The 17,137-nt window shown below is 39.9% G+C and carries 17 protein-coding genes and 1 other annotated feature; of the genes, 12 read left to right on the plus strand and 5 right to left on the minus strand.

From position 1 onward, the window contains the following. The first annotated feature begins 10 nt into the window (after positions 1 to 10). Positions 11 to 1,105 (plus strand): tetraprenyl-beta-curcumene synthase family protein, encoded by a 1,095-nt coding sequence (locus BIV60_RS15910; protein ID WP_071356686.1) that lies wholly within the window; start codon positions 11 to 13, stop codon positions 1,103 to 1,105. Between the two features lie 26 nt (positions 1,106 to 1,131). Here the strand turns inward: BIV60_RS15910 and mnmM are convergent, their stop codons facing one another. Both mnmM and mnmL read right to left on the minus strand, forming a co-directional pair. Continuing rightward, positions 1,132 to 1,704 carry a tRNA 5-(aminomethyl)-2-thiouridylate-methyltransferase MnmM gene (gene mnmM, locus BIV60_RS15915; RefSeq protein WP_071356687.1) on the minus strand — a complete coding sequence of 191 codons (573 nt, stop codon included), beginning with the start codon at positions 1,702 to 1,704 and terminating at the stop codon, positions 1,132 to 1,134. After that, positions 1,704 to 2,660 carry a tRNA modification radical SAM protein MnmL/YtqA gene (gene mnmL, locus BIV60_RS15920; RefSeq protein ID WP_071356688.1) on the minus strand — a complete coding sequence of 319 codons (957 nt, stop codon included), beginning with the start codon at positions 2,658 to 2,660 and terminating at the stop codon, positions 1,704 to 1,706. The genes mnmM and mnmL overlap by 1 nt, the downstream gene beginning before the upstream one ends. A 174-nt stretch (positions 2,661 to 2,834) precedes the next feature. On the opposite strand from mnmL, the gene BIV60_RS15925 reads away from it, so the two are divergent. From BIV60_RS15925 to BIV60_RS15950, 6 genes are all read left to right on the plus strand, one after another. Beyond that, positions 2,835 to 3,122, plus strand: a complete 288-nt coding sequence (locus BIV60_RS15925; protein WP_071356689.1) for a YtzC family protein — start codon at positions 2,835 to 2,837, stop codon at positions 3,120 to 3,122. A gap of 21 nt (positions 3,123 to 3,143) precedes the next feature. Further along, positions 3,144 to 3,308, plus strand: a complete 165-nt coding sequence (locus tag BIV60_RS15930; RefSeq protein WP_071356690.1) for a glycogen biosynthesis protein GlgD — start codon at positions 3,144 to 3,146, stop codon at positions 3,306 to 3,308. Positions 3,309 to 3,466: 158 nt separating this feature from the next. After that, complete coding sequence (locus BIV60_RS15935; RefSeq protein ID WP_071356691.1) at positions 3,467 to 4,648, plus strand: MDR family MFS transporter; 1,182 nt, start codon at positions 3,467 to 3,469, stop codon at positions 4,646 to 4,648. Positions 4,649 to 4,801: 153 nt separating this feature from the next. Further along, positions 4,802 to 5,020 (plus strand) — a binding site (T-box leader). 43 nt (positions 5,021 to 5,063) lie between these two features. Beyond that, on the plus strand, positions 5,064 to 7,481 hold the full coding sequence (gene leuS / locus BIV60_RS15940; protein ID WP_071356692.1) for a leucine--tRNA ligase: 2,418 nt from the start codon (positions 5,064 to 5,066) through the stop codon (positions 7,479 to 7,481). A 61-nt stretch (positions 7,482 to 7,542) separates the two neighbouring features. Next, entirely contained in the window at positions 7,543 to 7,848 is a 306-nt protein-coding gene (locus tag BIV60_RS15945) for a rhodanese-like domain-containing protein (protein WP_071356706.1), read from the plus strand. 174 nt (positions 7,849 to 8,022) lie between these two features. Further along, complete coding sequence (locus BIV60_RS15950) at positions 8,023 to 8,208, plus strand: sporulation protein Cse60 (protein ID WP_071356693.1); 186 nt, start codon at positions 8,023 to 8,025, stop codon at positions 8,206 to 8,208. A 7-nt stretch (positions 8,209 to 8,215) separates the two neighbouring features. Here BIV60_RS15950 and BIV60_RS15955 read toward each other — a convergent pair whose 3' ends face one another. Continuing rightward, on the minus strand, positions 8,216 to 9,484 hold the full coding sequence (locus BIV60_RS15955; protein ID WP_071356694.1) for a BaiN/RdsA family NAD(P)/FAD-dependent oxidoreductase: 1,269 nt from the start codon (positions 9,482 to 9,484) through the stop codon (positions 8,216 to 8,218). Between the two features lie 386 nt (positions 9,485 to 9,870). Here BIV60_RS15955 and BIV60_RS15960 point away from each other — a divergent pair, with 386 nt between their 5' ends. The 3 genes from BIV60_RS15960 to speD all read left to right on the plus strand — a co-directional run bounded on the left by BIV60_RS15960 (position 9,871) and on the right by speD (position 13,213). After that, a complete protein-coding gene (locus tag BIV60_RS15960) occupies positions 9,871 to 11,481 on the plus strand; it encodes a putative polysaccharide biosynthesis protein (protein ID WP_071356695.1) in 1,611 nt (536 codons plus the stop codon). A gap of 26 nt (positions 11,482 to 11,507) precedes the next feature. Further along, the gene (locus BIV60_RS15965) at positions 11,508 to 12,227 is read left to right on the plus strand and encodes a pseudouridine synthase (protein WP_071356696.1); all 720 of its coding nucleotides are present in this window, start codon (positions 11,508 to 11,510) and stop codon (positions 12,225 to 12,227) included. A gap of 176 nt (positions 12,228 to 12,403) precedes the next feature. After that, positions 12,404 to 13,213, plus strand: a complete 810-nt coding sequence (gene speD / locus BIV60_RS15970) for an adenosylmethionine decarboxylase (protein ID WP_071356697.1) — start codon at positions 12,404 to 12,406, stop codon at positions 13,211 to 13,213. Positions 13,214 to 13,350: 137 nt separating this feature from the next. On the opposite strand, the gene BIV60_RS15975 is transcribed toward speD, so the two are convergent. Continuing rightward, a complete protein-coding gene (locus BIV60_RS15975; RefSeq protein ID WP_071356698.1) occupies positions 13,351 to 14,097 on the minus strand; it encodes an AAA family ATPase in 747 nt (248 codons plus the stop codon). A gap of 632 nt (positions 14,098 to 14,729) precedes the next feature. Here BIV60_RS15975 and BIV60_RS15985 point away from each other — a divergent pair. Then, complete coding sequence (locus tag BIV60_RS15985; protein WP_071356700.1) at positions 14,730 to 15,146, plus strand: SRPBCC family protein; 417 nt, start codon at positions 14,730 to 14,732, stop codon at positions 15,144 to 15,146. Next, the gene (locus tag BIV60_RS15990) at positions 15,147 to 15,524 is read left to right on the plus strand and encodes an ArsR/SmtB family transcription factor (RefSeq protein WP_071356701.1); all 378 of its coding nucleotides are present in this window, start codon (positions 15,147 to 15,149) and stop codon (positions 15,522 to 15,524) included. It begins immediately after the preceding gene. 24 nt (positions 15,525 to 15,548) lie between these two features. On the opposite strand, the gene BIV60_RS15995 is transcribed toward BIV60_RS15990, so the two are convergent. Further along, complete coding sequence (locus BIV60_RS15995; RefSeq protein ID WP_071356702.1) at positions 15,549 to 16,883, minus strand: amino acid permease; 1,335 nt, start codon at positions 16,881 to 16,883, stop codon at positions 15,549 to 15,551. Positions 16,884 to 17,137: the final 254 nt, after the last annotated feature.

Genomic DNA, 17,137 nt, shown 5'->3' on the forward strand with positions numbered 1-17,137 from the left:
GTGTGGAATGATGAGTTTCTCGATGACGCCAATTAATCTAATGTCGAATGTATACCGTAAAATCATTCCAGCTGTTCATCAAGAATTGAGCTATTGGAAAAAACGTGCGGAAAATATTCCTAATCAAGAATTAAGAACCCAGGCACTGGCCAGCATTGAACATAAAACATTCCACTGCGAAGGTGGTGCAATTCTGGCATTAACGGCAGGGAAGCATTATAAAAAAGCTGTGAAGTTTATTGTTGCTTATCAAACCATCAGCGATTATTTGGACAATCTTTGTGACAGAAGCACATCTCTTGATCCGAATGATTTTGCCGCCCTGCATGAATCCATGGCAGATGCACTTACTATAGAAGTCAAACGGAAAAATTATTATCGGCTGCGCGAAGACCAGGATGATGATGATTATTTATATGATTTGGCCGCAACCTGCCGTTCAGTGCTAAGTGACATGGAAAATTATCCGCTGATTAAGAAATATCTTCATGAGCTTTGCAGCTATTATTGTGATTTGCAAATTCACAAGCATGTGGTAAAAGAGGAACGTGTAGCTAGGCTAGAAAATTGGTTTGATCATTATAAAAATCAGCTTCCGGACATGGAGTGGTATGAGTTTTCCGCTTGCTCCGGTTCGACCCTTGGAATCTTTTGTCTTGTTTCCTATGCAATGCGGGAGGATTTCCAGGCAAAGGATGCGGATAATATTCGTAAAGGGTATTTTCCTTATATACAGGGACTGCATATTTTATTAGATTATTTTATTGACCAAGAGGAAGACATTAAGGGCGGAGATTTAAATTTTTGTTTCTATTATGAAAATCAGGAAAAGCTTTTTAAACGGTTAAAGCATTTTGTTTTAGAAGCGGACCGGCATACGGAATATCTTCCACATAAGAAATTCCATCAGCTCATTAATCGGGGGTTGTTGGGGATTTATTTATCAGATAGCAAAGTAAGGAAGCAAAAGAATGTTCGCAAATTAGCAAAGGAAATCATCAAAACCGGCGGAATCATTAGTTATTTCTTTTATATTAATGGACTGGCCTACCGGTCTTTTCAAAAATGGGTACCAACATTTGTAACAAGATTGATTGTAAAGTAAAAAACCAGGCCCCTAAAGCCTGGTTTTTAACGTTTCTCAATCGCTACAATAAATGGCGGGTTATTTTGCTGGTTAATAAATTGATAAGTTAAGACATGTGCAGACTTTTGATCGATTTTTCGGCAATATTCCAGTAAGGCATCCCGCTCAATGGAACCTTCTTCATGCCCATGGTAAATGACCATAATGATAATTCCTTCCGGTTCCATAATTTCTAATAGTTGTTCTACTGCCGAAATGGTTGTATTGGGTTTCGTTACGATCGTTTTATCACTGCCTGGCAGATATCCCAAATTGAAAATTGCCCCTGTAATTCTACCATAATCAACAGCGAGAATTTTTTGTTTTATGTTCTCGTGTCCTTCATGCAAAAGTGTAACCCTTTCGAGCAAGCCATGTTCGGATAAACGGGCATGGCTTGCGGCAATCGCTTCTTCCTGAACATCAAAGCCATATACTTTGCCGGTTTCTCCAACAAGCTCAGCTAAAAAAAGGGTATCGTAGCCATTTCCAAGTGTTGCATCGATCGCGATATCACCGGGTTTTACAGCTTTGGTCAGTAACTTTTTGGCATAAGGAAGAATTCTCTCTAATTTCATCAGATATTCTCCCTTTGAAAAAATTTCCCCTGCCAACTGTTTCTTCTTTTTAGCTCCGCATCAATTGAGTTCAAAACTTCCCATTTGTTTACACTCCACATCGGTCCGACCATAAGGTCAATCGGTCCGTCACCGGTAATCCGATGAACAATCATTTCAGGTGGTAAAATTTCTAATTGGTCACATACTAAGTTTACATAGTCCTCCTGAGAAAGAAACTCGAGCATGCCCTTTTCATATTGTTTCACCATAGGCGTGCCTTTTAAAAGATGAAGTAAATGGATTTTAATTCCTTGAACATCCAGTTTTGCTACCGCGCGGGCAGTTTCCATCATCATTTCGTTTGTTTCAAGCGGGAGCCCATTAATAATATGTGAGCAAATGCGTATTCCATGTTTTCGTAATTTATTTACGCCATCTACATAGCATTGAAAATCATGAGCACGGTTAATTAACAGGGCTGTTCGTTCGTGAACCGTTTGTAATCCAAGCTCAACCCAAAGATAGGTTCTTTCATTTAATTCTGCCAGGTATTCGACCACATCATCTGGAAGACAATCCGGACGGGTAGCAATCGATAAACCGACAACCCCTTCTTGTTTGAGGACAGTCTCATATTTCTCACGAAGGACCCGGGTGGGTGCATGGGTATTTGTGAAAGCTTGAAAATAGGCCATGTATTTGCCATCTTTCCATTTGGTGTGCATTTTTTCTTTTATTTCACGAAATTGTGTTTCCAATGTTTCGGCACGGTTACCGGCAAAATCCCCAGAACCGGCAGCACTGCAAAAAGTGCACCCGCCGTGGGCAACCGTACCATCGCGGTTCGGACAATCAAACCCGCCATCTAATGCCACTTTAAAAACTTTATGGCCGAATTGCTGGCGTAGATGGTAATTCCATGTATGGTACCGCTTATCATCTAATGCATATGAAAAAGGTTTCGTTTCAAGCATACGAAAACCTCCTTATAAAAAATTTATATATAAGCACATAGAATAAATTTTATCATGAAGTAAAGCCATATCCAAATGGATTTTATTTGCTGTTATAGGAAAAGGAATCGGGAACAAAATAAGAATTGAAGCGGTACGCTTCAGGTGTAACAGCAATAGGAAAGGGGTTCTTAAATGGCTACTCGTGAATCAATGAGTCATTTAATTCAGCAATGTGAGGATGCTATTCGGTTCGCTCAAGAGCAATATCGAGAAGGCAGCCTTCAACAGCATTACAACAATGATGATTATACACAAGCCTTACAAGGACTTGAAGAAACGTACCAGGACATTTGTAAAATGGCCCAATTCGCAAATTCACAGCAGAGGGAACAACTCCACAGAATGAGACTGCAGCTGCAGCAGGTACAGAATACAATGATTTTACAGGGCCCCTATCAAAATACACAGATATTTGAGTGAACATAAGAGGAGGAAAACCTGGTGAAAAAACGTTCGAAACAACAAAACCCGGAACAAAAAACACGTAATGGAATCAACAATAATGATTTGGAGTTAGGGCAGGATGTGGACTTGGTAAAACAAGCTAAAATGAAATATGAAAAATCAGGCGGCCAGCCTGTAAAATCGAAATTTCATCAAGAATAAGACCAATCATCCTAACTTGGTCTATACACCCTCAACGGTATGTTGAGGGTATTTATCTTTTCGTCGAAATAAGGCTAAGAAAAAGGATTGCACGTCAGGTAAAAGTAAACTACACTTATGTAGGGTTTCGAAATAATTAAATGTAAAGGAGAATTTTCATGCCACGTGCACTATGGCTGTTAATTATCGGGATGGCAGTGAATTCCACTGGCTCTTCTTTTTTATGGCCTTTAAATACAATATATATCCACAATCATTTAGGAAAAAGTTTATCGATGGCCGGGGTTGTTCTCATGCTAAACTCTGGTGCGAGTGTCATTGGTAACCTAATTGGCGGAAGTTTTTTTGATAAGTATGGGGGTTATAAATCTATTCTAGCAGGCATTGGTATTTCATTGTTTGCGATTATTGGACTTTCATTTTGGCATGGTTGGCCAGAATATGTGATCTTTTTGACCATCATTGGACTGGGGACAGGAATTATTTTTCCGGCAATGTACGCCATGGCTGGCTCGGTATGGATTGAGGGTGGACGTAAAGCCTTCAATGCAGTGTATGTTGCTCAAAACCTTGGTGTAGCTATCGGGGCCGCTCTTTGTGGAATTGTTGCAGAATATTCCATGCAATTAATCTTTCTTGCAAATGCACTTATGTATATTATCTTTTTATTCATTGCAGTGTTTGGATATAGGAATATTACTGTAAGCCCTGTAAAACAAAAGATAAAGCCGGGAGAACCTATCCAGGTAAAAAACAAACAGAATCTAAAAGCATTATTGATCCTATGTTCTGGTTACTTGCTATGCTGGGTAGCTTATGTCCAATGGACCACAACCATTGCATCCTATACACAAGAAATCCATATTTCTTTATCAAAATACAGTTTGTTATGGACGATAAATGGTGCTCTCATTGTTCTAGGTCAACCACTTTTAAGTAGTGTTTTAAAGCGCTGGGCTACTACGTTAAAGATACAGATGGTAACTGGAATTATTATTTTTATTATTTCTTTTGTCGTAGCTGGTAATTCTAGTGCTTTTCCTGGGTTTCTTGCAGGTATGATTATTTTAACAATTGGTGAAATGTTTATTTGGCCTGCGGTGCCAACCGTTGCGTTTTCCTTATCACCTAAGGGGCGGGAAGGATTTTATCAAGGAATTGTCAATAGCACCGCCACAGGAGGCAGAATGATTGGCCCGCTATTAGGCGGAATCATCGCCGATTTATATAGCATGTCTACACTGTTTACCGTATTAATTGCATTATTTATAGTGGCCATCATCACAACATTCATCTACGATCGTGTAATGGTGACAGGCACCGTTCGTAGACAAATCTAAGGATTTGTCCACCTCACGCGGACAAAGGGGGCTTAGCACTCTCTTTGTCCTTTTTATGTTTAAAATTTTAGGAATGCGGCAATTCTGAATTTAGGCTTTTGTTTTCTTGCAAATTGCCGGGAAATTTTATACAATATCCGTATATCTTTATATTGAAAAACATGGATTAGGAATAGTAATGGTTCCTGCCCGTTTTTAGAGAATTGACGGCTGGTGAAAGTCAATCGGGTACATCATGAACTCGCCTAGGAGTTGCAGGCACGAAAGAAGAGTAATGTTTGCCGTTTACCGCGTTAAGGAGAATGAGCGAGTGTTTTCACACTAATGTGGGTGGTACCGCGGGAAGATACATACAATCCTCTCGTCCCTGTTTGGGATGAGAGGTTTTTTATTTTTTTATAGGAGGCAACAAACAATGAGCTTCGATCATCAACAAATTGAAAAGAAATGGCAAAAGAAGTGGGAAGAAGAAAAGACATTCAAAACAAGCGAAGAGTATGAAAAAAGAAAATTCTACGCTTTAGATATGTTTCCATATCCATCCGGCGCCGGACTTCATGTCGGACACCCTGAAGGCTATACAGCAACTGATATCCTTTCTCGTACAAAACGGATGCAGGGCTATAATGTTCTTCACCCAATGGGCTGGGATGCATTTGGCTTACCGGCAGAACAATATGCATTGGATACTGGAAACGATCCGGCAGAATTCACAAAACACAATATTAACACGTTCCGCAGGCAAATTAAATCACTAGGTTTCTCTTATGACTGGGACCGTGAAGTAAATACAACCGATCCTGAATACTATAAATGGACACAATGGATCTTTCTAAAACTTTGGGAAAAAGGTCTTGCCTATATTGATGAAGTGGCGGTTAACTGGTGTCCTGCACTTGGAACCGTTTTAGCAAATGAAGAAGTGATTGATGGAAAAAGTGAACGCGGCGGACATCCGGTAGAACGCCGCCCAATGAAGCAATGGATATTAAAAATTACCGCCTATGCTGACCGTTTGCTGGAAGACCTTGAAGAGCTTGATTGGCCTGAAAGCTTGAAAGAAATGCAGCGAAATTGGATTGGCCGTTCTGAAGGCGCAGAAGTTACATTCCAAATCGATGGACATGATGAAACCTTCACTGTGTTCACAACAAGACCGGATACCCTTTTTGGTGCAACCTATTCAGTGCTTGCACCTGAACATTCCTTTGTTGATAAAATTACAACTGCTGAGCAACGTCCGGCAGTTGAGGCTTACTTAGAGAAAGTTAAAACAAAAAGCGATTTAGAGCGTACAGATCTTGCAAAAGAAAAAACAGGCGTATTTACAGGTGCTTATGCTATTAACCCTGCAAACGGCGAAAAAATGCCAATCTGGATTGCCGATTATGTATTAGTAAGCTATGGAACCGGGGCAATCATGGCTGTACCGGCTCATGATGAACGCGATTACGAATTCGCAAAGCAATTCGACTTGCCAATTAAGCAGGTTGTTGCCGGTGGAGATATTGAAAAAGAAGCATACACTGGTGACGGAGAACATATTAACTCTGACTTTTTAAATGGATTAGATAAAGCAGAAGCGATTCAAAAAATGATTACCTGGCTTGAAGAGAAAGGGATTGGTACAAAGAAAGTAACATTCCGTTTACGTGACTGGTTATTCAGCCGCCAGCGTTATTGGGGTGAACCTATCCCAATTATCCATTGGGAAGATGGCACAATGACTGCTGTACCGGAAGACCAGCTGCCATTAATGCTTCCAAAAACGACGGAAATTAGACCATCTGGAACAGGTGAATCTCCACTTGCCAATATCGAAGAGTGGGTAAATGTAGTCGATCCGGAAACAGGTAAAAAAGGCCGTCGTGAAACCAACACGATGCCGCAATGGGCAGGCAGCTGCTGGTATTATTTACGCTATATCGATCCGAAAAATTCAGAGGCACTTGCTTCAGAAGAAAAATTAAAGCATTGGCTCCCTGTTGATACTTATATTGGCGGTGCAGAGCATGCTGTCCTTCACTTACTTTACGCTCGTTTCTGGCATAAGTTTTTATACGATATTGGTGTTGTGCCAACAAAGGAACCATTCCAAAAGCTATTTAACCAGGGAATGATTCTAGGTGAAAACAACGAAAAAATGAGTAAATCAAAAGGAAATGTCGTCAATCCGGACGATATCGTAAATAGCCACGGCGCTGATACACTTCGTTTATATGAAATGTTCATGGGGCCGCTTGATGCCTCGATTGCCTGGTCAACAAATGGACTTGACGGCTCCCGCCGCTTCCTTGACCGGATCTGGCGTTTATTAGTAGAAGAAAATGGAGAGTTAAATCCAAAAATCCAGCCAAATGAAGAGGCAGGTAATTTGGAAAAAATTTATCATCAAACCGTGAAAAAGGTAACAGAGGATTATGAAGGTTTACGATTCAATACAGCGATTTCACAAATGATGGTCTTTATTAATGATGCTTACAAATCAACGGTACTTCCTAAAGATTATATGGAGGGCTTCGTTAAGCTACTTTCACCTGTTTGCCCACATATTACAGAGGAACTTTGGGGAAAATTAGGCCATAGTGGTACAATTTCCTATGAAACATGGCCTGCATATGATGAAGCAAAGCTGGTGGATGAAGAAGTGGAAATTGTCATCCAAGTGAATGGGAAAGTAAAAACGAAGCTGAAAGTTCCAACAGATGCCAGCAAAGAAGCATTAGAGGGAATCGCCATGGATGATGACCGGGTGAAGGAACAAATTGAAGGGAAAACCGTTCGTAAGGTGATTACCGTTCCAGGTAAACTAGTAAATATTGTTGCAAACTAATACAATTGAACATCCTCCAGTTTAAAAAAGCTGGGGGATGTTTTATGAAGGGATGGTTAAGGTGGAAGAAATTCAAATTATTACTCCGGAAGAGTTAAAAAATAAGCTCGCTAAAGGGGAAAAGCTGGAACTTGTTGATGTTCGTGAAGATGAAGAGGTTGCTGAAGGAATGATTCCGGGTGCGAAACATATCCGGATGGGAGACATTCCGGCTAACCTTGATTATTTTGATAAGGATAAAGAATATATCTTCATTTGCCGCTCAAGCCGCCGCAGTGAAAATGTCTGTTACTATTTGCAGGACCAAGGCTATAAAGTCCGCAATATGATTGGCGGCATGATGAACTGGTCTGGTGAAACCAAATAACCGATTCCACTGCGGAATCGGTTTTTCTTTTGGTCTTATACTGCTCTTTTCCTTGTTTCCGATAGTTGTTAATAAGCCGAAGCTTTAATTAATTTTAAATTTTTACGAGCTTTGATTTTTAAAATTCTGAAAATAAGGAAATAATAAAGGAAAAAAGGAATGGGAGAGAGTAAAATGATTCAGGTTAAACTATTTGACCGGGAGCATGAGAAGGACTTGGAAAAGGAAATGAACCGGTTTTTAAAAGGATTGGATGAAAAAAGTCTGTTAGATATTAAATATAATGTGGCGGCGATGACAGAGGAAGAAGAGGAAGAGCAAATCTATTGTTTTTCGGCAATGATCATTTACAAGGCCTGACAATGCGTCAGGCCTGTTTAGCGAATAAGGCAGCGTTTGTTCCGGCGAGCCGGCCGGTTACGAGTGCGGAGGTAATATTATAGCCGCCTGTATAGCCATGAATATCCAGGATTTCGCCACAAAAATATATACCACTCGTCATTTTTGAAGCCATCGTCTGCGGTTCGATTTCTTTTACGGAAACCCCGCCGCCCGTAACAAATGCTTTTTCAAGTGGCAATGTGCCGTTTACTTTAAAGGTAAACTGCTTGCAGCTTTTTGCAAAACTGCGAATTTTCTCGTGGGAAATGGTCCCACCCTGTGCAGCAGGATCAATCTCATTGTTTTCCAGTAAAAACAATAGATACCGCTCAGGTAAAAGCCCCTTTAAGGTGTTTTTAATACTTTTCTTTGGTTCATTTTTTAAAAGCTTACTAATTTCTTGAAAAAGGGTTTCCCCTTTTTTGTCAGGGAGGATGTCAAGGCTCATGGTTACCTCTTTAAGATTCCATTTTTTCATTGCTTTCACAACAAATTGGCTGCAGCGTAAAACAGCTGGGCCGCTGACTCCAAAATGAGTAAAGATCATATCCATTCGGTGCGAAATTAACGGCTTACCTTTTGGATTTAAAACACTCAATTCGATATTCCTTAAGGAGAGACCATGTAAAGTTTTCTTTTGGATAAAGGGTTCGCTTGAGGTGATAGGAACTTCCGTTGGGAATAACTCGGTTACAGTATGGCCCGCATTCTCCGCCCATGCATACCCATCCCCGGTTGACCCTGTATGGGGAACAGATTTCCCGCCCACAGCAATCACAACTGATTTAGCGATTATTTTTTGACCATCCCTCAATAAAACTCCTGCAAGCTGCCCGTTTTCATAGATAACATCCTTTACGGCTGTGTTTTTAAATACACGAACCTTTAATTGTTCTAGTTTTTGTAAGAGCGCATCTACGACGGATTGGGCCTTATTCGATAAAGGAAACATCCGCCCATGATCTTCCTCTTTTAAGGCAATCCCCAATTTTTCAAAAAAGGCAATAATATCCTCATTACTGAAAATGGAAAACGCACTGTGTAAAAATTTGCCATTCCCTGGGATGTGTTTAATAATTTCATCTATGGGGAGCCGGTTGGTCACATTGCAGCGTCCGCCTCCGGAAATTGCCAGCTTTCGGCCTAGCTTGTCTCCTTTATCAATCAACAGGACTTTCGCACCCTTTTCACCGGCAGCTATGGCAGCCATCAAGCCTGAAGGGCCGCCGCCAATAACGATTACATCAAATTCCATTCTTTCACCATCTTTATGTTCCTAGTAATTTTTGGTTAAACTATTTCATTATAAACCTTACCATATTTTCGAAAAAGAAAACCGAAATAAATATTTCAAAAAAATTTAATATGATTGTTAGTAGCGTTAGAACGCAAACAGTTGTAAACTACTATAGTGTGCAAAAAAAGTCGAATTAATTTTGAGAAAGAACATATTTTAAAATTTTAAACATGAATACTGTCTAGCGCAAGCGTCCTGCCCCTCAAGAGAAAAAATGAACTGCTTTTTTCCTAGGTTGCTTCGGTCAAGCAGATGAAGTCAAAGAACGACTTCACCGTCTGGGCCGCAAGCAGATGTCGGTGCTGAACAAGGCGCTTACGCTTTTCGAAGTAGGAAGGGATTCTATGTCGTCTAAGCTTTTAAGAGGAACGTTTATATTAACCCTTGGGACCATTTTATCAAAGGTTCTTGGCTTATTCTATGTCATACCTTTTTATCAAATTGTCGGGTCCTCTGGAACAGCACTTTACCAATATTCCTATGTTCCGTATACCATTTTTATCAGTATTGCAACAGCAGGGGTACCGCTTGCTGTTTCAAAGTTTATTTCAAAATATAATGCCCTTGAGGAATATGCCGTCGGCCGCAAATTATTTAAATCTGGCCTCCTCATCATGCTATTAACCGGGTTTGCTTCTTTCTTAATTCTGTATTTTTCAGCACCTCTTTTTGCTGAAATGATGTTTACGAAAAATGAGGAAGTTGGATCAAGTTTAAAAGATATCACAACTGTTATCAGGGCTGTCAGCTTTGCTTTAATCGTGGTTCCGTTTATGAGTTTAATCAGGGGATTTTTCCAAGGTCATCAATCGATGGGACCGTCGGCTGTTTCACAGGTGATTGAGCAAATTGTCCGGATTGCGTTTACACTTGCCGGTGCCTATGTTGTCTTGAATTGGTTTAAAGGCAGCACTGTCCAAGCTGTCAGTGTCGCAACTTTTGCTGCCTTTGTGGGAGCAATCGGAAGTTTATTGATGTTATTTTGGTACTGGTTTAAAAGGAAGCATTATTTAGATGAGCTTCTACTAAAGGATAAAGGGACAATCGATATTTCCTTGAAGGAAATTTATAAAGAAATCGTTTTATATGCAGCACCGTTTGTATTTGTAGGAATCAACAATCCGTTATTCCAGGCTATCGATCAATTTACTTTTTACCGTGCATTGGGGGCAACGGATTTTGCGAAATCAGCCTTCTCGATTTTAAACTTTGAGTCTCATAAGATTGTCATCATCCCGGTCTCTCTTGCAACAGGTTTTTCGTTGGCGCTGGTGCCAAGTATTACGAAGGCATTTGTTGAGGAAGACCGAGACGGGCTGAATCGTCAATTAAATCAAGCATTTCAGGTGCTGCTCTACTTAACCTTACCAGCAGCCATTGGACTTTCTTTACTAGCGGAACCGGTTTATACCGTATTTTATGAACATAAAATGCTTGGTGTGGAAGTATTAAGGGCATATGCCCCTGTCGCTATCTTGTTTGCAATGTACTACGTAACGGCATCCATTTTACAAGGAATCAATGAACAGCGTTTTACGGTGTTAACCTTGCTTGTAGGATTACTAATAAAATTATCGTTAAATATTCCGCTGATACAAATGTGGGGACCACAAGGGGCAGTACTTGCAACGACTCTTGGATACACGGCAGCCATCGCCATCAATTTATTTGTCATTAAAAAATTTATAGGGTTTCAGTATGGGCTAGTTTTTCGAAGAAGCTTACTAATCTTTATTTTTGCTGGTTGTATGTGGGCAGGTTGTGAAATCGCTTATAGGGGATTGACCTTATTCCTGTCACCAGCTTCAAAGGGGCAATCTCTAATTATTATTGTTGTTACGGCAGCAGTTGGTGCGGCAATTTATTTATATCTTGGTTTAAAATCAGGACTAATCAACCGGTTATTTGGTGATCGTGTTGATCGGATCAAGCAAAAGCTGCATCTAAGAGTCTAAAACCTTCTCAAAAGGGGGCATATGGAATGAGAATTGATAAAATGCTGGCGAACCTTGGCTACGGAAGCCGTAAGGAAGTAAAACAGCTTCTCAAAAGTGGTGCAGTGAAGGTCAATGATGTAATCGTAAAAGACGCCAAGCAACATGTGGATCCAAATAAAGAAACCGTAACCTTAAACAGTGAAGTAATTGAATATAAAGAGTTTATTTATTTAATGATGAATAAACCGCAGGGAATTTTATCCGCTACCGAGGATAATTCCTGTGAAACGGTTATTGACCTCCTGGAGCTGGAAGATCAAGTTTATGAGCCATTCCCTGTCGGCAGGCTGGATAAGGACACTGAAGGGCTGCTCCTGATTACCAATGACGGTCAGCTGGCCCATCGTTTGCTTTCCCCGAAAAAGCATGTTCCAAAGACCTACTTTGCGGTAATTGACCAAGAGGTAACAGAGGAGGATGTCCGTGCTTTTGCGGAGGGGGTAACACTTGATGATGGATATAAAACGAAGCCAGGAGAGTTAAAGATTTTAAAATCTGGGCTTCGTTCTGATATTGAACTTACGATTACGGAAGGGAAGTTTCATCAAGTTAAAAGAATGTTCGAATCCGTAGGGAAAAAAGTCGTGTACCTTCAGCGGATTTCGATGGGATCACTGAAATTGGATGAGACCCTGGAACTTGGGGAATATCGTGAGTTAACGGATGAGGAAATAGAGTTATTGATAGAATATCAAGTGAAATAAGATAGCAATGAAAAAGCAACCAGCTGGTTGCTTTTTTTCATTTTTTTACTTCACCTTCAATTATTTTCCATAAGTAGGTGATAAAAAACAAATAAACACCAAAGCAAATAACAAGCTTAAACAGTGGGTAATCTATAAATATTTACTTGGGATTTTTGAAAAGGGGGAAGTTTACCATGAAGCTGACACATGAGCAGCGGGTTGAGTTACATGGCTTTAATAACCTGACGAAATCACTTAGCTTTAATATGTATGATATTTGTTTTACAAGAACGAAAGAAGAGCGTGAAGCCTATTTACAATATATTGATGAGCAGTACAGTGCGGACCGATTAACCAAGATTTTAAAGCATGTTTCCGACATCATTGGGGCCCATGTTTTAAATATCGCCAGCCAGGATTTTGAGCCGGCAGGAGCAAGTGTGACCCTTTTAGTATCAGAAGGCCCGGTTGAGCACGCTCCTTCCGAATCATTTGAGGAATCACCAGGACCACTCCCCGAGTCGGTCGTTATGCAACTGGATAAAAGTCATATTACCGTTCACACATATCCTGAATATCATCCCGATGAAGGTATCAGTACATTTAGGGCTGATATTGATGTTTCTACCTGTGGAGAAATTTCGCCGCTTAAAGCGCTGCACTATTTAATCCGTTCGTTTGAAACTGACGTCATGATTATGGATTACCGTGTGCGCGGATTTACAAGAGATAAAAGTGGTCATAAGCTTTTTATTGATCATGAAATCAGCTCGATTCAAAATTATATTCCTGAAGACGTTGGCGAAATGTTTGATATGATCGATGTGAATGTTTACCAAGAGCATATTTTTCACACAAAATGCAAGTTGCGAGAATTTGATTTAAATAATTACCTTTTTGGATATACAAAAGAAAGACTAGCCCCTAATGAACATATTGAAATCACAGAAAGAATCAAAATGGAAATGGACGAAATTTTTTATGGGAAAAATATTGTTCAATAGTTGGGAAGAGTTAATGTGTGATAGGCGACCGAAAGAGCAAAAATTCCGAGGAGCCGGTCGCTTAAAAGGGATATAAGCGACCCTTTAAATGAAAAAATCGGGAAAACGGTCGCTTTGCCGACTATGAAGCAAAAAAATTACCCATTTAACAAGTGATGAAGCATCCTATCTTTGTTCTCAAAAAATTGCTTCATCAATTTATAATGATTCGTCTCTTCAAGAGGGCATTCGTAAATGCCCTCCTCCGTAAATTCAAAGATTTTCGCATTTGGGTAAGCCATAATAATCGGGGAATGGGTTGCGATAATAAATTGTGAATGATTATGAACTAAATCATGAATTCTTGTCAGCATGGACATTTGTCTTAGCGGCGAAAGGGCGGCCTCCGGCTCGTCCAATAAAAAAATCCCATTTCCGCGGAACCGATGTAGAAAGGTAGCGAAAAAAGCTTCACCATGTGATTGATCATGAAGTGAGACTCCCCCAAAAGAATCGATGATACGAGGGCCACCGCCTTCCCGGTCTAACTCCTCAATGTTTGAAGCAACATTATAAAAACTTTCTGCACGCAGGAAAAATCCATCACTTGGCCGATTAATTCCCTTTATGACTCTCAAATAGTCCCCAAGAGGTGAGTGCGAATCAAAGGTGGAAAAATTAAAATTTAGTGAACCACCTTCTGGATTAAACCCCAGTGCAATCGCAATCGCTTCTAATAGAGTTGACTTCCCCATTCCATTCTCTCCAATAAGGAAGGTAACATTGGGGTGGAAATCAATTTCATCTAAAGACCTTAGACTAGGAAGGTTAAAAGGATATTCTTTAAATGAAGGAACCTGAGAACGTTTTAATTGTACACTTCGCAAGTATTGACTATTTATCATAAAATTACCTCAAGTAGAAAATTTACTTTGATTGTACCAAAAATTTCAGCTCCTCTTAAAAGAAACTTTTTCCAAAAGGTTTAAGTAAGTATTGGTAGACAGAAAAAGTAACGAGGAGTGACAGAATGCATTTTTGCCTCACAACATATTCATGAAAAAGTATATTTTTGCAGCTTGCCCCATACATTGGCGAACAAGGCGTATCCCAAGCGTAATTTCTGTATGAAATGATTCAGAAAAGGTGACTTTACTTATTGTAGAATTGCCTTTTTTATTTTGGCTCTTTCTAAAAGATTGTTATTTTTAAAATAAGCTTTGAAAATGCAAACTGTTGATAAACCGGTTGATTGAAACGGAAAGTGCGAGACTCCAGCGGGAGCAGCGGGACAGGTGAGACCCCGCAGGAGCTGTGCTCCGAGGAGGCTCACCGCCGCCCCGCGGAAAGCGAGTATCCCTACGTTCCAATCAACCACTCTCCTTATTCAGAGCAACAAAGTTTGCGCAAACAGCCATTATTTTTTAAAAAAATTGACATGAAACCAAAAGGTGTTATATTATTCTTTATGTGAAACCAAATGGTTTCGTATTGTGCGTGCAAAATAACAATAACATTTTTGTGGAGGTCTTTTAAAATGACAAACGAAACATTACAGGATATTAGGTATACAGAAATCTATAATGCTCCAATTGAAAAAGTATGGGCTGCTGTTGCAACGTCAGAAGGACTTGCCGCTTGGTTTATGCCAAATGATATGGAACCGTTCGAAGGGAATGAATTTCATTTAAATGCAGGACAATTTGGGATGTCTCCATGTAAGGTTACACATGTCGATCCGCCAAATCGTCTTTCCTTTAATTGGGGGAAAGATTGGACGCTCACTTTTGAATTAAAAGAACTCGAAGGAAAAACTGAATTTACCCTTATCCATGGTGGTTGGGATGCGAATAAGGTTACTGAATTTGGTGCACCGCATACCCCAATCCGCGAGAATATGAACAAGGGTTGGGCAGGGCTTGTTAAAAAATTGCAAGGATATGTTGAGGCCTAAATGGCAGCATCTACTGCTAAGCATGATGTCTTTCAGGCTGTTGCTGATCCGACGCGCCGAAAGCTGCTGAAGCTGTTGAGTCATCAAGAGCTCCCGGTTACCGTGATCAGTGAACAATTCCCGATCAGCCGGACTGCTGTTTCCAAACACCTTAGAGTGTTGGCAGATGCCGGACTGGTCAAGGAAAGAAGGGTAGGAAGAGAAACCCGTTACAAGCTTGAACCCGAACCACTATACGAATTAAAAGATTGGCTTCAATACTTTGAAATCTTTTGGGAAAATAAATTGTCTGCGCTCAGGCGGCTTGTGGAATCTGATGAGCACGATAGCCATCAATCAATAGGACCTGTCAAGGTAATCAAGCCTAAAAAAACATAACCACCCTTTGGGTGGTTATGTTTTTTATTTTTTTCGTGTTGTAAAAGAAAGGACAATCAAAACGACAACAATCACCAAACAAACAGTTGAACCAATCAGATTATTGGAATTTAAGAGAAATCCTATAAAAATTACACTTAATGCAACAATCGCAAAGATTGTTGTTAACGGGAATCCTTTTACCCGGAAAAATGGTTTGCTTTTATAATTAGGGCGTAACTTTAACTGGGCTGCACAAATGCTAATCCAAAGTAACATGACCGTAAACCCGGGAATTGTCATTAAATAGCTAATGACCTGGTCCGGTGTGATATAGGCTAGAAAGACACCTGCCAAAATAAACGCACCAGTAATCAAAATTCCTGCTATAGGAATTCCTGTTTTAGAAATCTTTAATAAACTTTTCGGAGCGACACCACTTTGTGCCATTGAAAATAGGGTTCTTGAAGTGGCATAGATACCTGAATTGGCAGCTGAAAGAACGGCTGTTAAGAGCACAAAGTTCATGATATGAGCAGCACCAGGCAGCCCAGAAATACTTAATACTTGAACAAAAGGACTATCTATTCCCGATACCTTGTCCCATGGGACCATGCCGCAAATAACGAGGATTGGGAAGATATAAAAGATGATGACACGCCAAACAGCCCCTTTAACGATCTTTGGCATAACTTTTTCAGTATTCTTTGTCTCGGTAACAGCAACCCCAATTAATTCTGCTCCGCCGTAGGAAAACATGACGACTAGAAAGGCGCTGGCAATTCCACTAAAGCCATGCGGGAAAAAACCTCCGTGTGCCGTGTAATTGGTGAACGGGTCATGAATGGAGCTTGGGATTATTCCTGTTAAAATTGATGCTCCTAAGATAATAAAAGCTGTTAAGGCGAAAATTTTGATTCCTGCAAACCAGAATTCAAGCTCACCATAGTATTTAACTTGAAATAAATTAATTCCCACAATTAATAATCCGCATATCAGGCTTAGAAGCCATAATGGTGCAGAATGAAACCAGAATTTCAGGAAACTTCCTGCAGCGAGGAGTTCAACAACGGTTACAATGATCCAGTTAATCCAGTAGAGCCATCCAACAATGAACGATACTTGGAAACCAAATGCTTTATTAACTAAATGCTGAACGTTTAAGTTTGGATAGGCAACAGCCATTTCACCTAAAGCCGCCATAATGATTAACAATAATATTCCGCCAATAAAATAAGTAATTACGACACCTGGACCAGCGATATTTAATGTATCAGAACTTCCCTTAAAAATTCCGGTCCCAATCATTCCGGCTAATGCCATAAACTGAACATGCCGCGGTAATAACCCTCTTTTTAATCCTTGATGATTTTTTTCCAAGATGCTCCTACCCTTCTAAATTCAACTAGTAATCTCTTTTTTGCTTAAACGCTTTTACGCATTAAAGAATTCTATATTAATATAATATATTTTAATAGTTTATAAATCAAGTAAATCAAAAAGTCTGAAATCTTTTTCGAATAAAAAATTATTCACTGTAAGAATTTTTTTTGCCTGAAGGAAACTTTTTAGAATTGTCGAATAAAATATAATAAAATTGGAGGGTGATGGAAATGAATTCGACCCCGCGAATC

This window comes from Bacillus sp. MUM 116 (assembly GCF_001866655.1).
Taxonomy (GTDB): Bacteria; Bacillota; Bacilli; order Bacillales; family Cytobacillaceae; genus Neobacillus.

Excerpts from the sequence above, each read along its gene's own strand:
- mnmL (WP_071356688.1), bottom strand. The coding sequence starts at position 2,660 with ATGCTTGAAACGAAACCTTTTTCATATGCATTAGATGATAAGCGGTAC.
- BIV60_RS15965 (WP_071356696.1), top strand. The coding sequence starts at position 11,508 with ATGAGAATTGATAAAATGCTGGCGAACCTTGGCTACGGAAGCCGTAAG.
- BIV60_RS15960 (WP_071356695.1), top strand. The coding sequence starts at position 9,871 with ATGTCGTCTAAGCTTTTAAGAGGAACGTTTATATTAACCCTTGGGACC.
- BIV60_RS15990 (WP_071356701.1), top strand. The coding sequence starts at position 15,147 with ATGGCAGCATCTACTGCTAAGCATGATGTCTTTCAGGCTGTTGCTGAT.
- leuS (WP_071356692.1), top strand. The coding sequence starts at position 5,064 with ATGAGCTTCGATCATCAACAAATTGAAAAGAAATGGCAAAAGAAGTGG.
- BIV60_RS15925 (WP_071356689.1), top strand. The coding sequence starts at position 2,835 with ATGGCTACTCGTGAATCAATGAGTCATTTAATTCAGCAATGTGAGGAT.
- BIV60_RS15975 (WP_071356698.1), bottom strand. The coding sequence starts at position 14,097 with ATGATAAATAGTCAATACTTGCGAAGTGTACAATTAAAACGTTCTCAG.
- BIV60_RS15955 (WP_071356694.1), bottom strand. The coding sequence starts at position 9,484 with ATGGAATTTGATGTAATCGTTATTGGCGGCGGCCCTTCAGGCTTGATG.
- BIV60_RS15935 (WP_071356691.1), top strand. The coding sequence starts at position 3,467 with ATGCCACGTGCACTATGGCTGTTAATTATCGGGATGGCAGTGAATTCC.
- speD (WP_071356697.1), top strand. The coding sequence starts at position 12,404 with ATGAAGCTGACACATGAGCAGCGGGTTGAGTTACATGGCTTTAATAAC.
- BIV60_RS15950 (WP_071356693.1), top strand. The coding sequence starts at position 8,023 with ATGATTCAGGTTAAACTATTTGACCGGGAGCATGAGAAGGACTTGGAA.
- BIV60_RS15910 (WP_071356686.1), top strand. The coding sequence starts at position 11 with ATGAGTTTCTCGATGACGCCAATTAATCTAATGTCGAATGTATACCGT.
- BIV60_RS15985 (WP_071356700.1), top strand. The coding sequence starts at position 14,730 with ATGACAAACGAAACATTACAGGATATTAGGTATACAGAAATCTATAAT.
- mnmM (WP_071356687.1), bottom strand. The coding sequence starts at position 1,704 with ATGAAATTAGAGAGAATTCTTCCTTATGCCAAAAAGTTACTGACCAAA.